15 protein-coding genes are annotated in these 13,965 nt (G+C 61.8%); 12 read left to right on the top strand and 3 right to left on the bottom strand.

Going from position 1 to position 13,965, the window contains the following annotated elements; all coding sequences use genetic code 11:
- Nucleotides 1-3: 3 nt before the first annotated feature.
- Nucleotides 4-1,182 carry a right-handed parallel beta-helix repeat-containing protein gene (locus CEW87_RS10640; protein WP_199917169.1) on the top strand — a complete coding sequence of 393 codons (1,179 nt, stop codon included), beginning with the start codon at nucleotides 4-6 and terminating at the stop codon, nucleotides 1,180-1,182.
- Here CEW87_RS10640 and CEW87_RS10635 read toward each other — a convergent pair.
- Nucleotides 1,161-3,524, bottom strand: a complete 2,364-nt coding sequence (locus CEW87_RS10635) for a hypothetical protein (protein WP_159098143.1) — start codon at nucleotides 3,522-3,524, stop codon at nucleotides 1,161-1,163. The genes CEW87_RS10640 and CEW87_RS10635 overlap by 22 nt on opposite strands.
- A gap of 195 nt (nucleotides 3,525-3,719) precedes the next feature.
- Here CEW87_RS10635 and CEW87_RS10630 point away from each other — a divergent pair, with 195 nt between their 5' ends.
- The 9 genes from CEW87_RS10630 (at nucleotide 3,720) to CEW87_RS10590 (ending at nucleotide 10,867) form a co-directional block, all read left to right on the top strand.
- Nucleotides 3,720-5,300: an acyl-CoA ligase (AMP-forming), exosortase A system-associated gene (locus tag CEW87_RS10630; protein ID WP_108977125.1), complete on the top strand. Its 1,581-nt coding sequence runs from the start codon at nucleotides 3,720-3,722 to the stop codon at nucleotides 5,298-5,300.
- Nucleotides 5,301-5,411: 111 nt separating this feature from the next.
- Nucleotides 5,412-5,759 carry a nucleotidyltransferase domain-containing protein gene (locus tag CEW87_RS10625; protein WP_108972888.1) on the top strand — a complete coding sequence of 116 codons (348 nt, stop codon included), beginning with the start codon at nucleotides 5,412-5,414 and terminating at the stop codon, nucleotides 5,757-5,759.
- Nucleotides 5,760-5,864: 105 nt separating this feature from the next.
- Nucleotides 5,865-6,164: a HEPN domain-containing protein gene (locus CEW87_RS23015; RefSeq protein WP_108972886.1), complete on the top strand. Its 300-nt coding sequence runs from the start codon at nucleotides 5,865-5,867 to the stop codon at nucleotides 6,162-6,164.
- Nucleotides 6,165-6,354: 190 nt separating this feature from the next.
- Nucleotides 6,355-6,609 (top strand): antitoxin, encoded by a 255-nt coding sequence (locus CEW87_RS10615; protein ID WP_108972884.1) that lies wholly within the window; start codon nucleotides 6,355-6,357, stop codon nucleotides 6,607-6,609.
- A gap of 5 nt (nucleotides 6,610-6,614) precedes the next feature.
- Nucleotides 6,615-7,040 carry a type II toxin-antitoxin system VapC family toxin gene (locus CEW87_RS10610; RefSeq protein ID WP_234421725.1) on the top strand — a complete coding sequence of 142 codons (426 nt, stop codon included), beginning with the start codon at nucleotides 6,615-6,617 and terminating at the stop codon, nucleotides 7,038-7,040.
- Nucleotides 7,041-7,144: 104 nt separating this feature from the next.
- Complete coding sequence (locus CEW87_RS10605) at nucleotides 7,145-8,953, top strand: asparagine synthetase B family protein (protein WP_108972881.1); 1,809 nt, start codon at nucleotides 7,145-7,147, stop codon at nucleotides 8,951-8,953.
- A gap of 78 nt (nucleotides 8,954-9,031) precedes the next feature.
- Nucleotides 9,032-9,280, top strand: a complete 249-nt coding sequence (locus CEW87_RS10600; protein WP_108972879.1) for a type II toxin-antitoxin system Phd/YefM family antitoxin — start codon at nucleotides 9,032-9,034, stop codon at nucleotides 9,278-9,280.
- On the top strand, nucleotides 9,270-9,551 hold the full coding sequence (locus CEW87_RS10595) for a type II toxin-antitoxin system RelE family toxin (RefSeq protein ID WP_108972877.1): 282 nt from the start codon (nucleotides 9,270-9,272) through the stop codon (nucleotides 9,549-9,551). Before CEW87_RS10600 ends, CEW87_RS10595 begins: the two co-directional genes overlap by 11 nt.
- Before the next feature lie 77 nt (nucleotides 9,552-9,628).
- Nucleotides 9,629-10,867 carry a pyridoxal-dependent decarboxylase, exosortase A system-associated gene (locus tag CEW87_RS10590; RefSeq protein ID WP_420094135.1) on the top strand — a complete coding sequence of 413 codons (1,239 nt, stop codon included), beginning with the start codon at nucleotides 9,629-9,631 and terminating at the stop codon, nucleotides 10,865-10,867.
- A 13-nt stretch (nucleotides 10,868-10,880) separates the two neighbouring features.
- Here the strand turns inward: CEW87_RS10590 and CEW87_RS10585 are convergent, their stop codons facing one another.
- The gene (locus CEW87_RS10585; RefSeq protein ID WP_108972873.1) at nucleotides 10,881-11,129 is read right to left on the bottom strand and encodes an acyl carrier protein; all 249 of its coding nucleotides are present in this window, start codon (nucleotides 11,127-11,129) and stop codon (nucleotides 10,881-10,883) included.
- A 160-nt stretch (nucleotides 11,130-11,289) separates the two neighbouring features.
- Between CEW87_RS10585 and CEW87_RS10580 the strand changes: the two genes are divergently transcribed.
- A complete protein-coding gene (locus tag CEW87_RS10580) occupies nucleotides 11,290-11,982 on the top strand; it encodes a GNAT family N-acetyltransferase (RefSeq protein ID WP_199917168.1) in 693 nt (230 codons plus the stop codon).
- Nucleotides 11,983-12,060: 78 nt separating this feature from the next.
- Here CEW87_RS10580 and CEW87_RS10575 read toward each other — a convergent pair whose 3' ends face one another.
- The gene (locus tag CEW87_RS10575) at nucleotides 12,061-12,708 is read right to left on the bottom strand and encodes a hypothetical protein (protein WP_199917167.1); all 648 of its coding nucleotides are present in this window, start codon (nucleotides 12,706-12,708) and stop codon (nucleotides 12,061-12,063) included.
- Between the two features lie 234 nt (nucleotides 12,709-12,942).
- Here CEW87_RS10575 and CEW87_RS10570 point away from each other — a divergent pair, with 234 nt between their 5' ends.
- Complete coding sequence (locus CEW87_RS10570; RefSeq protein ID WP_234421723.1) at nucleotides 12,943-13,965, top strand: polysaccharide deacetylase family protein; 1,023 nt, start codon at nucleotides 12,943-12,945, stop codon at nucleotides 13,963-13,965.

Raw genomic sequence — 13,965 nt, 5'->3', positions numbered from 1 at the left:
TCCGTGAGCACCTCCCTGCACCCCCTCCCAGCCCTGCTTCTACCAACCCTGCTCCTGCTGAGCACTTCGCTTTGTGCCGCCGTCATCACCGTCGGCCCAAACGAGCCCATCACCCGCATCGCCGATGCCGCCCGCCTTGCCCGCGATGGCGATACGGTGCTGATCAGGGCCGGCACCTACAGCGGCGACGTGGCGGTATGGACGCAGAAGCGCCTCGAGATTCGGGGTATTGATGGGCGGCCGGTGCTGGAGGCTGACGGAAAGAGTGCCGAGGGCAAGGCGATCTGGGTGTTTCGCAACGGCGACTACCGCGTCGACAACATCGAGTTTCGTGGCACGCGGGTCGCCGATGGCAATGGTGCCGGAATCCGTTTCGAGCGCGGCACGCTGACGGTGGACAACTGCATCTTCGACGACAACCAGAACGGCATCCTTACCTCCAACTTTGACGATGCCGAACTCCACATCCGCAGCAGCGTCTTCAGCAACGCCCCCCGGGGCGGCACCAGACTCGCACACTTACTGTATGTCGGACGAATCACCCGCGTCACCATCGAAGGCAGCCGCTTTCACAACGGCTTCGAGGGGCATCTGATAAAGTCCCGCGCGCGCCACAGCGAGTTTCGCTACAACCTCATTTACGACGGCCCCGCCGGCGAAGCTTCCTACGAAATCGACCTACCCAACGCTGGCGATGCAGTGCTAATCGGCAACATCATCGGACAGAGCGCCGGCAGCCAGAATCCGGTCGTGGTGGCCTTTGGCGCCGAAGGCCCGAGCTGGCCCAATAGCCGCCTGCAGCTCTCGCACAATACTCTGATCAACGAGGGCTGGCGTCCCGCCTGGTTTGTGCGTAGCTGGCAGGACAAGCTGCCCGAAGGCACCGAAATCATCACCCGCAACAACCTCACCGTGGGCCTGGGCCCATTCACCACGGTGCTGTCCGGCGATCACCGCGGCAACTTCCCTTTGTTACCGGGCGCGCTCGACCCCGCCGTGCTTGACCTCACGCTGGGGCCATCTTCCGTGTTACGCGGCCGCGTCGAAGTCGCAGTACCGCCCCACCTTGCACCCGGTGCGGAGTTCGCTTTTCCGCGCGGCATGCGGCACTTGCCACCGCCAGAAAAATGGACTCCCGGCGCCTTTCAAAGCACCGAAACTCAGGTCGATGGCCCTATGTGACGAGCTCTTCGCAGCCCGAGCGCAAGAAACATCATCAGGAACGCGAGCAGCGTCAGACGCGGTGCGTCGAGCAAACTATCAAACGCCCCAACGGCAAAAAAGCCGGCCAGCGCACCGGCAACGGGAGGAGCCAGCACATGCATGGATGCCTGCCCAACCGTTACCCGGTAGAACGCCGCTAAGCACAGCAGACTGAAGGCCACAGCACCCAGCACGCCCTGCTCCACAAGATAATGCAGCCAGAGGTTTTTGGCATGCCACGGCAGGTGATGGCGGTCGCTACTGAAGAACCAGAAATTACTGGCCGCGGAAAAGTCACCGTTGTCGAGCAGGGACAACCCCTGAGCATCGAACATGCTGATGTCGTCCACCTCCACAACCCGACCACGACCAGCATTTGCCACCGAGAATACCGTCATCCGCGGTAGCCAACTCCCTCTACCGCCGAGCCGTTCTCCGTCGAGGGCGAGATCCAGTCGATGCCAGTCCGGCCCGACTGGAACCTTCAAGTCCTCTCCGGTGCATTCATGAGTGTAAAGAAGGTGCTTGCGACACACCTCGACATGCAGGCGGCCATCCCCATTCAGAGCGCGCGCACGCAAAGACAACATCAATGGCGCCGCCAGCCCGGGAGAAACCCGCTGGGACGCGCGGTACAACTCACCAAAGCCAAGCGTGTGCCGTGGCCCGCCCATGCGTAGAAATCGATTGCCCCCCTCGTCGACGATGTGGTGGCTGCCCGGATACATCCCGTCCGGTACCCGCCAGAAGTAGCGCTCTGCGAACTGCCCGACACCGACCCCCAGCCATTGCTCCTCCGCACTTTGCGGCAAAGAGGCTGACAAGGCCCAATGTTTCAGACGTCCGACCAGATCCTCCGACACGGTCTCGAACCGCTTGCTCGCGTAATAGCTGTTGAAAGTTACGACCACCGTGGCCAGACAACCCAGCACCAGCAATACCACCACCCATGCCTGAACCGTGGGGCGCCAGCACGCAGCAGGCCTGCCCCGGACCATGCCCAGCGGCAGCAGCAGCGCACCCGCCGCCAGCAGGGCCGGCCACAAGCCCTGCCCCTCCGACCAGTACAATGTCACCAGCACCGCATTCGCCACCAGCCACAAAAGGCAGGCTACTGCCAGGCCGCCCGCCAGTGCCAGCAAGCGCCCGACCGGCTCTGCCCTCAACATCCAGAGTAAACAAACGCCGCTCAAACCATAGGCCAGATACACGCCTTTCGGAATCCACCACATCGCCGCCACGCTGACCGTCACCCCCAGCAACGCAATCAACGCTGCATGCCCCAACGAACGCCGAGGCAGGCTCGCCACTACCGGCGCCACTGCAAATACCGCCAGGGCCACACCGAGCATCGCGCCAAGGCCGCGGTAGCCGCCAGTCTGGAACACGCCCGCAAGCAACCAGCCCACAGGCAGCAGAAAGGCGCCCCATGCCAGCATCACCAGCACGGAGACCCGAGCGCCCCCATGCTGCGCAGTGTGGCGCGCTGTCTGCAGCGCCGTCACCACAGCACCGAAAGCCAGGCCAAGATACAGCCCGCGGGAAAACGTGGTGAAACAGACGTATCCGGCCAGCAGCAGCACCGCCAGCAGCAGCGGCAACTGCGCCCGGTCCCGAACCTGCAGCACCGCCCACAGCGCAAACGGCACTGTCAACGCAAGCCAGCCATCCAGGGTTGCGCCCCCTACGTTCATCTCCCAGAACAGGGCGGTAGTGCGGTAATCGCTGGCAAAGTCGGTCAAGCCCGTAAAAACCATCCGCTCCCACACCGCAGCAAGCGACACCAGCACCAACCCCAGCAGCATGCCCGCCACAAGCGCGCGCGTTGCCTGCTCTGGCCGCGCGCGCAGAGCAAATGCAAGCAGGGGCAGGAACAGCAGCGCCCACACGAATCCCTTGGTGAGGCGTAACCCATTGAGCGGTGTTGAGTACCCTGCAAGCAATCCGGGGTCCGACGCCACCGCCAGTAAGGGTTGCCAGGCAGTCGACAGTGCGTAGCTGATCGACATCAGCCCGAGTAGCGCGTACTGCACCACGCCAAACCGCCAGACCCCGCCGCGGGGCAACACACTCGGTTTCGTGGCCTCGCGCAGGCCGCCCACCGCAAGCGCACTCAGAACCAAGGCATCGCTCTCGGTAAAGTGAATCGCGCCCGTCCACCCGGCCAGATCGGCCACCGGCAGGAGTGCAGGTACGAAGACGAGCCAAGCATCGCGTCGCACCGACATCAAGGCAAGCAGAACCAGCGCGAATGCCAGTCCAACAAGCAGGCCCAGTGGGTGGGTGACTGCAAACAGGCCCAGCGCAACAAGGGCGGCCATCGCGAGCCCTCCCCATGCACTGCGCACAGCCAGCCCCTGACCGGTGGCCGCCACGCGTTTGCCTGGGTTCATTCCGGGCCTCTCGACTGAGCAAACTTCATCATTGTTCCTGCACAAATATGTCTCAAACCGGGGCGCAACTTTGGGCTAGACTCGACCACCAGTATATTCAATCAGCACTTAATGGCACACGGCATGAACGCGACCCACCTCCTGCACCAGCTCGTTCTGGCTTCAACCCAACGCGCGCCCGACGCACCGGCCCTCACCCATGGCGCCGACACACTCAGCTTTACCCAGGTGGAAGCACGCGTCACACAATGTGCCCGCGGGCTGATTTCGCTTGGGCTAAGCCGCGCCGAACGCGTCGCTATCTACCTCGACAAGCGCATCGAAACCGTCGTCGCCACCTTCGGCATCAGTGCAGCAGGTGGCGTGTTCGTGCCGGTCAACCCGATCCTGAAGCCCGAGCAAGTGGGCTACATCATGCAAGACTGCAATGTGCGTGTGCTGGTGACCAGCCCGGAGCGCTTTGCCGCGCTCAAGGATACACTCGCCACCTGCCACGACCTCCGCCACGTCGTCCTCACCAGTGCCCCGGCCGCAATGCCCACCCTGCCTGGCGCCACGGTAACCCTCTGGTCCGAGGTAATGGCCGCACCGCCCGCTGCCGGCCACCGCGTCATCGACACCGACATGGCCGCCATTCTGTACACTTCGGGCAGCACAGGCCGACCCAAAGGCGTGGTGCTATCCCATCGCAACATGGTTGCTGGCGCCAAAAGCGTAGCCCAATACCTCGAAAACCGTCCCGGCGACACCCTGCTCGCCGCGCTGCCACTGTCTTTCGATGCGGGTTTCTCGCAACTCACCACCGCCTTCCACGCCGGCGCCCGCGTGGTGCTGCTCAACTACCTGATGCCGCGTGACGTGCTCAAGGCACTGGACAAGGAAAAGGTCACCGGCCTGACCGCGGTACCACCGCTGTGGATCCAGTTGTCGCAACTGCAATGGCCCGAGACCATTACCGAGCACCTGCGCTACATCGCCAACACCGGCGGGCGCATGCCGCTGGACACGCTCGGCAAGCTGCGCGCCGCGTTGCCGCGCACCAAACCGTTCTTGATGTATGGCCTCACCGAAGCATTTCGCGCGACCTACTTGCCCCCCGAAGAAGTGGACCGTCGCCCTGACTCCATCGGCAAGGCCATCCCCAACGCCGAAGTGCTGGTACTGCGCGAAGACGGCACCGAATGCACCGCCAACGAACCCGGCGAACTGGTACAGCGTGGTGCCCTGGTCGGCATGGGCTACTGGAACGATCCCGAGAAAACCGCCGAGCGCTACAAGCCCCTGCCCCCCGGCGTGGGCGGGCGCGAGGTCGGCCTCGTCATCCCCGAACTGGCGGTGTTCTCGGGCGACAACGTGCGCCGCGACGAAGAAGGCTTTCTGTATTTCATCGGCCGCCGTGACGAGATGATGAAAACCTCCGGCTACCGGGTCAGCCCGACCGAAGTCGAAGAGATCCTGTACGCCACGCAAATGGTCGGCGAATGCGCTGCTTTTGGCATACCCCACGACACTTTGGGCCAGGCCATTGTCGTCATCGTCAGCCCCCCGCCCGGCCGCACGATGGACCTCGTCGCCCTGCAAGCCGAATGCCGCACCCGCATGCCGGCCTACATGGTGCCTGCACGCATCGAAGTCCGCGATGGCCCGCTGCCACGCAACCCCAACGGCAAAATCGACCGCAAGACATTGGCAAGCGAGCTGTAGGGCGGGTTTCAACCCGCCGTCACGGGTGATGCGGGCACCGGTGCCCATTCCAGCGACCTGCGGCCGAATGAGCAGCCCTTCGAGAAGTAGCTTGGTCGCACCAGTGATACGATGAAATCCTCACTGAATATCGGAGTAGGCAGCATGTTGGCAAGCGAAGTCCTCGGCGAAATCTCAAAGCGCATTTCCTCCCAACTCAACCCCCACCAGATCATCCTTTTCGGCTCGCACGCCTGGGGAACACCCACGGCTGAAAGCGACATTGACCTCCTTGTCATCGTGCCAACCTCCTCCGAGACTCCGCACAGACGCGCCGTGCAGGTACATCGGGCGCTTCGCGGGTTACCGGTCGCCTGTGACGTCATCGTTCGCACGCGGGCCAAGATTGACCAGCTGAATTCCGTCAGATCATCGCTACTGTACAGGGCGCTCACAGAGGGGAAGAAGCTCAATGCCTGACCCTCGAAAGCTGGAGGCAGACGCGTGGCTGGCCCGTGCGCGCGACGACTTGGGCGCGGCGGGCAAACTCATCTCCGGCCATGACCCGTACACGGCTACCGCTTCATATCACTGCCACAAGCAGCGGAGAAAGCGCTGAAGGCGATCCTCGCGTCAAATGGAGAGACGATCCCGAAAACTCACGACCTGCGCCTTCTCATCGAACGCTGCGTTGCCTTGGATAGGTCAATGGAGCCTCTACGTAACGCCTGTGACGAACTGCCACCTTACGCCACAGAGTTTCGCTACCCAACCGACATCCCAGATCCGCCAATTTCAGAGGTCGAGAATGCCATCGCATTGGCCCGAGAGATTGTCAGCTCGGCAAGCATGGCACTGACTAACCGGTTCCCGGACCAGCGATAGGGCATGTCACTGGCTGCCACGAGCCTGAGGTACCGTCCCGGCGACCTGCGGCCGAATGAGCGGCCCTACAAGAAGCGCCGCAGATCGGGGCGTCGATAATCCGGGTAAAGGGTGAATCGGGGCCGTTGCATGGCTGCCAATATTCGTCTACCGTACATACATTAAAGTACATACAGAAAAGGAGGCAGACATGCGCACCTTGATCAGCCGAGTTTTCACCAATGGCAACAGCCAAGCGGTCCGTATTCCACTGGAGCTACGCCTCGAGTCGCGCAAAGTCGAGATCACGCGCACGCCTAACGGCGATCTGCTGATCCATCCAATCCCGTCGGATCGGGGTCAAGCCTTGCTGGAAGCACTTGACGGCTTCGACGTCGACTTCATCGCCGCACTCGAAGCCGACCGCAACGATCAACCGGAGATGCAGGACAGGGAACCGCTGTGAAGTACATGCTCGACACCAACATTCTGATCTACCTCATCAAGAACAAACCCCCGGAGGTAGCGGAGCGAGTCGACGCACTTAATGAGAGCGACGCCTTGTGCATGTCCTTTGTGACCTTCGCTGAGTTGCTCAAGGGCGCTGAACGCAGCACGCGCAAGCAAGAATCCCTTCGCAAGCTCGAACAACTCAGTCGCGAGGTCCCCGTGCAATATGAAACGAATCGCGCCCTCTCCGAACACTACGCGATTTGGTTCACCGCGCTCAAGGCTGCAGGAACGCCGATCGGGGGCAACGACCTATGGATTGCGTGTCATGCGCTCGCCGAGAATGCGACCCTGGTTACCAACAACACGCGTGAATTCGAACGTATCGCAGGCCTGCGGATCGAGAACTGGGCCGAACCCGTAGCAAAATCGGCGGCGGCCGACTGAAATCGGCCCAAGCGTTCCACCTCGCGAAAACGGAGTGCACAGTCAAGTCATGCGCCTGCCCGCCCATTCCCCTATCATGATGCCGACCCCGGCCCACCTGCCCCATGGAGTTCATTGTGCTTGAGCAGTTCAGCGGCATTCTTTGCAGCGCCCCCGACGCGCTGGCCACAGCCACTCTGTCGCCTCACCTTGCCCGCCTGAACATCCCGCTCGGCACGGTAGGCTGCAACCCCAAATTAAGCGTATTCAATGAAAGCGGCGACGTATGCCTGGCGCTTGGCGAACCCCGCTTCAGCGACCCCGCTCTGCAGGACGTCAACACCCTGCGCGGCCCGTCCGCTGCCTGGATGCAGGCATTTTGCACCCAGGGCGAGGCTGCCTTGCAGCAGGTCAGGGGCCGTTTCTGCGTAGTGCTGATCCGCAACGACGGCAGTGACGCGTTGCTGGCCACCGACCGCTTCGGCACGTGGCCGATTTGCTATGCAGCGCAAGCTGGTGCCCTGCACTTCTCCGACCGTGCCGACACCATCCCCGGCGTGACCCGGCAAGTCTCGTCGCAGGCCGTGTTCGAATACCTATTTTTTCACATGATTCCGGCCCCCACAACCATCTTCGAAGGCGTGTCGCGCTTGCCAGCCGGCCACCTGCTCAAGTGGGAGGCGGGCAGTGCACAGTGCATCTGCTGGTGGCAGCCCACCTTCGACGAGCAGCATGCACCGGACTTCACCGAAGCCAAACAGCAATTCCTGCAAATCATCCAGGACGGCGTCACCCGTGAAGCGGCCGGCCACAACGTCGGCACCTTCCTGTCTGGAGGTACCGACAGCTCAACCGTGACCGGCATGCTGTGCAAGACGCTCGGGGCGCCCGCGCACAGCTACTCTATTGGCTTTGACGCCAGCGGCTACGACGAAATGGAATACGCCCGGATCGCGGCCAAACACTTCGGCGCCGAGCACCACGAATACTACGTCACCCCCGACGACCTGCTCGACGGCATCCCCCGTGTAGCCACCCACTACGACCAACCCTTTGGCAATTCCTCAGCAGTGCCCGCGTGGATCTGCGCCTCCCGTGCGCGCGAAGACGGCATTGACAAGATTCTCGCTGGCGATGGTGGTGATGAGCTTTTTGGTGGTAACACCCGCTACGCCAAACAACGTGTGTTCGGATGGTACGACAGCGTTCCGGGCCTGCTCCGCCGTGGGCTGCTGGAGCCCGGCCTTGCCCTTCCCGGCATGGACCGCATTCCGCTCGTCAAGAAGGGGGTCAGCTATGTCGAGCAGGCTCGCGTGCCAATGCCAGACCGCATTCATATGTACAACATGCTTGTGCGACTCGGCATGGATAACGTCTTCGAACCCGACTTTCTTGCCCGGATAGACACCGACCGGCCGCAACGCGAACAGCGCGAAGTCTGGCAGGCGACCAATGCCAAGTCGCACATCAACCGCATGCTGGCTTACGACTGGAAATACACCCTTGCCGACAACGACCTGCCCAAAGTCATCGGCACCACCCAGCTTGCCGGCCTTGACGTCGACTTCCCGCTGTTGAGCGACGAACTGCTGGCGTTTTCCGCCACCCTGCCGCCGGAATGGAAGCTAAAACGCCTGACCCTGCGCTGGTTCTTCAAGGAAGCCCTGCGTGGCTTCCTGCCCGACGAAATCATCTCCAAAAAGAAGCACGGCTTCGGCCTACCCTTTGGCGTGTGGGCGTGCCAGCACGCCGGGCTCAAGGCCCTGGCCTCTGACGCCCTGAGCAGTTTTCGCGGTCGCGGCATCGTGAAGGCGGCCTTCATCGACGACCTGCTCAACATCCACCTACCCGCCCACCCCGGCTACTACGGCGAGATGGTGTGGATCCTGATGATGATGGAGTTCTGGATGCGCGAACATGAAACAAACAGGTAAACGTTCACACCGCGGCCCTCCTGTGTGATTCTTTATGAGTGCTACTATTAGCACCAGTAAAGGCATCCGGAAAAGATCATGGCGCACATTATTCTGTCACAGACTACAGCAAGTATTTCTGAGCTAAAGCGCAACCCCATGGGTACCGTCGCGGCCGGCGAAGGCTTTCCGGTCGCCATTCTCAACCGGAACGAGCCCGCCTTTTACTGCGTGCCGGCGGCAACCTACGAGGCCTTGCTCGACCGCATCGAGGACCTCGAGCTGAACGCCCTTGCCGACAGCCGGGCCGCCCAGGATGAGATCAGGGTAAGCCTGGATGAGCTATGAACTCAGCTTCAAGCGCGAAGCACTGAAAGAATGGCAAAAGCTCGATGCAACCGTCCGCGAACAGTTCAAGAGCAAGCTGGCCGAGCGGCTTGATTGCCCACGAGTGCCCAGTGCTCGCTTGCATGGACACCCCGATCGCTACAAGATCAAGCTACGTAGCGCCGGGTATCGGTTGGTGTACGAAGTACGCGACATCGAAGTCGTCGTGGTTGTTGTAGCCGTAGGCAAACGCGAGCGCGACGCAGTCTATCGGGCCGCGGCCTCCCGATAGCAGATAGCGCAACACAGGCACGCAAATGACGAGTCGCCCCAACACCCAATAATCGAAACCAGAGACCTGCCCCGCCCATGGAAACTCGCAAGCCCCCGGCCCACACCCCAATGACGCAATTCGCCTCACATGAAGGCGAACTCGTCGTTGGCGGCATTCCCCTTACCCGCCTCGCCGCACGCGTAGGCCGCACCCCCTTCTATGCGTACGACCGCAGCCTGCTAACGGCGCGTGTGCAGCAGCTGCGCGCCGCGCTGCCGCCGGCAGTAAAGCTGCACTACGCGATGAAGGCCAACCCGATGCCGGCGCTGGTGGGCCACATGGCGACCCTGGTCGATGGCATCGACGTCGCCTCCGCCGGCGAGCTGATGGTAGCGCTGGACGCGGGCGCCGATCCGCAGGAGATCAGCTTTGCCGGCCCCGGCAAGACCGAAACCGAACTGCGCCAGGCCGTCGCCGCCGGCATCCTGATCAACGTCGAATCCTTCCGCGAAGTGCCACTGCTGGCCGCCGCGGCCAAGGAGCTGGGCATGCCCGCGCGCGTCGCGGTGCGCGTGAACCCCGACTTCGAGCTCAAGTCCTCCGGCATGAAGATGGGCGGCGGGCCCAAGCAGTTTGGCGTCGATGCCGAACAGGTGCCCGAGCTGCTGGCCGCAATCGGCAAGGCCGGTCTCGTATTCGAAGGCTTCCACCTGTTTGCCGGCTCGCAGAACCTCAAGCCAGAATCCATCGTCGAAGCCCAGCAGAAGAGCTTCGCCCTGGCGTGCAAACTGGCCGAACACGCCCCCTCCCCGGTCAAGTTCCTCAACCTCGGCGGCGGCTTCGGTATTCCCTACTTCCCCGGCGAGCAGATCCTCGACCTCGCCCCGATCGGCGCCAACCTCGCCGACATCGTGGACCAGGCCCACACTGCCCTGCCGCAGGCCGAGATCGTGATCGAGCTCGGCCGTTATCTGGTGGGCGAAGCCGGGCTATACGTGAGCAGAGTGATCGACAAGAAAGTGTCGCGCGGCCAGACCTACCTCGTCACCGACGGCGGCCTGCACCACCACCTGTCAGCCTCGGGCAACTTCGGCCAGGTCATCCGCAAGAACTATCCGGCCGCCGTGGGCAACCGGATGGAAGCGGCAGACACCGAAAACGTCTCGGTGGTCGGGCCGCTGTGCACCCCGCTCGACCTGCTTGCCGACAAAATGACTTTGCCCGCCGCCGAGCCGGGCGATCTAGTGGTGATCTATCAGTCGGGCGCGTACGGGGCCAGTGCCAGTCCGCAGGGATTTCTCGGGCATCCGGCGGTAATGGAAGTGCTGGTCTGAGCCCTAGATCCGATTAAACGATTTTCCCTTCAACGAACGCCACCAGAGTCCCCACTGTGGCGAACGAGGAGCCGTCAATTTCGTCATCATCGATCACAAAACCGAAACGCTCTTCCAGCATATTTATGAGGCCCACCACCGCCATCGAATCAAGCTCGGGCACAGCGCCGAGCAGCGGGGTGTCCAGAGTGAACGCTTTAGCACGTCCGCCCAGGCTCAGCACCTCATCAATAATCGCCAGCACTTCGTTCTTGATTTCCAAAATACGCTCCTGTTCTCACTTTGTTTGCCGGACGTTCTGTCGTCCCAGGCCAGGCTAAGGGGATTCCGCCAGTATTATATGCGCCGCGGGACGAATGGCTCCTGCCGGCGTCCCATCATCTTAATGAGAACTCAGTGATCCGTGCAGGCGACACACAACCATGCCCTTAGATCGACTAAAAAACGTTTACCGCGAACTCGGCATGATTGAAGGCACGCTTTATCTTGCAACGAACGTCCTGAGGCGGGTAAGTGCCGGCCGTGCCTACATCATCCGATATCATCTGGTAGCCCAGCCCGTACCCCAAGGCAGCACCACCCTGGCGAACGCAAGCGCGAAGAGTGTTATCCGGCATGTCACCAAAGACGATCCGATCGTCGCCACCTTCCCGCGTCCGCCCGCCGTCATTGCGAAGCGTTTTGCAGACGGGGCCACCTGCCTGGTCGCCGAGGTAGGCGGGCGTTTTGCCGGATTCCTTTGGCTCGCTCACAAAGCCTACGAAGAAGACGAAGTGCGCTGCCGCTATGAACTCGTACCGCCGGAGCAATGCGCTTGGGACTACGACGTCTACGTCGAGCCCGACTTCCGGATCGGTAGGACCTTTTCGCGTCTCTGGACCGCGGCCAACACCCATCTTGCCGAACAAGGCGTGCGCTGGAGCATTTCCCGCATCTCGGCATTCAACCCCACTTCGCTCGCCGCCCATAAGCGCCTTGGGATTCGCCGTATCGACAGCGCCACCTTCATAGCGCTAGGCCGCTGGCAGATTTCACTGCTCGGGCAGCCACCCTTCTTGCACGTCAGCGGTAGTTCGCGTCGCCCGATCCTTCAGCTTCGTCCGCCAACTTCCTAGCCCAATGAGGACGGTCGTGCCCGACTCCCTAAGCGCGACTCCTGCCGATTCGATTCGTCGAGCAGCGCAAGGGAGCGGCTAGGGTTCGCGCCAGGCTCCGACGCGCTCGAGCTTGTTCTTCAGTCCGGGCAGCGGGAAGCCAAGCCTGTAAGCGGCGTGCGCGCTACTGAGTGCCTTGTCATACTGCTTCAGATCAGCGTAAGCCAAACCGAGGTTGTAGTGAACATTGGCATCTTCGCCCGCCTGTGCGAGTGCCAACTCAAGTTGTTCGACGGCCTCCTTTGGCTGGTTGCGCTTGAGCAAATATAGGCCATGTATGGTCTTGACCATCGCATCATCAGGAGCGAATCTCGCGGCGCGCTCAAACCAACATTCGACGGTAACCTCTCCACCTGGCGGTGGGTTCCGCTTAACCTTGAGCGACCAGTCACCCATCGTCTTCAGCGCCCGATGGTGGTTGGGGAAATGCCGTAACGTGTAGGCAATGTCTGCAGCTAGAACGCTCGTCGACTTGCCCCGTCGCATCATCTCCACGTCGGGGGTGAAATGAAAGCCCTCGACCGTCCTGAGCTGAACAGGGGTAGCGGTACGGTAATCAAATGGTCCAAAACTAGGCCGACTGGTAATGGGGCCACAACCCGAGCCTTGGGCGCTCGCCGTATTGACGGCGACGAGAAGGGCCGAGAAAACGAACCCCGAAAGCATGCGCCGGATACTCATCTTCATCGTCTGATCCATTCTGAGTTCAACACCAATTGCAGCGGGGATGGGTGGGTACCCGCAGAATCTTCCGGTCATCATACAATAGACGCGCACGCTTCCCAGGCACTGGCAGATAGCCGTTATCCTGATGACCCCTGCGACGGCTGACATCGAATACATTCAGAAACCTATCCCCGTCCCTCGCCGAGAACCGCATGCTTCCGTTGCGCAAACGATGCAGTGACCGGGAGGTCCGGGGTGATCACCTTGACGGACCGTTCGAAACAACGCCCAACCTTAGGTACAGTCATGACATTTTCAGGGTTTAAGACCGCCCTCTCCGTTGCGTCCCCGGGCGGCAAGCACGGCAAGCTCTCCATCCTGATCTACCACCGCGTCCTGCCGGCACCAGACCCGCTGCGCCGCGGCGATCCGGACATTGCCACCTTCCGCTGGCACACCGACCTGTTGCACCGATATTTCAACGTTCTGCCGCTACGTGAAGCGGCAAGCCGTCTAAAGGAAGGCAGCCTTCCCCCTCGTGCCGCATGTATCACGTTCGACGACGGCTATGCAGACAACTACACCCTGGCACTACCGATTCTCAAAGCTGCCGGATTGCCGGCAACTTTCTTCATAGCCACTGCCTACCTGAACGGCGGCTGCATGTTCAATGACGTCTTGATCGAAGTGGCGCGGCGCGTCCCGGCGGGCAGTTGCGATCTGTCATCCCTCGGCCTCGGCATCCGGCAGCTCCGGACGAACACCGACCGCCTGACACTCGTGAGCGACCTGATCGGGCGATTCAAGTACCAGTCGTCGGCGACACGCCTGCCCGGCGCCGAGCGCCTTGCTGCCGATATGGGCGTAGCGCTGCCCACCGACCTGATGATGACGCGAGCCCAACTACGTGCCCTTCACGCCGCAGGAATGGAGATCGGAGGGCACACGCACACCCACCCGATCCTTGCACAGCAGACGCAGGCGGACGCGGAAGCTGAAATCCGCACCGGCAAACACCAGCTTGAAACCCTGCTCGAGGCTCCAATCAGCGTCTTCGCATACCCCAACGGTCGGCCTATCAAGGATTACGCTGCCGAGCATGTCGACATGGTTTCGCGCGCCGGCTTCGAGGTCGCCGTATCAACCCGACCGGCTGCTGCCGATCGTCGGAGCGGTCTCCACGAATTGCCGCGTTTCACGCCATGGGACAGAACCCCTTCGCGTTTCGCATTACGTCTTCTGCGCAGCCTGGTCTTCCCCCACAGCGCAGGCGGATGA

Source organism: Parazoarcus communis (genome assembly GCF_003111665.1).
Lineage (GTDB): Bacteria > Pseudomonadota > Gammaproteobacteria > Burkholderiales > Rhodocyclaceae > Parazoarcus > Parazoarcus communis_B.
This window is presented reverse-complemented; position numbering and strand designations above follow the sequence as displayed.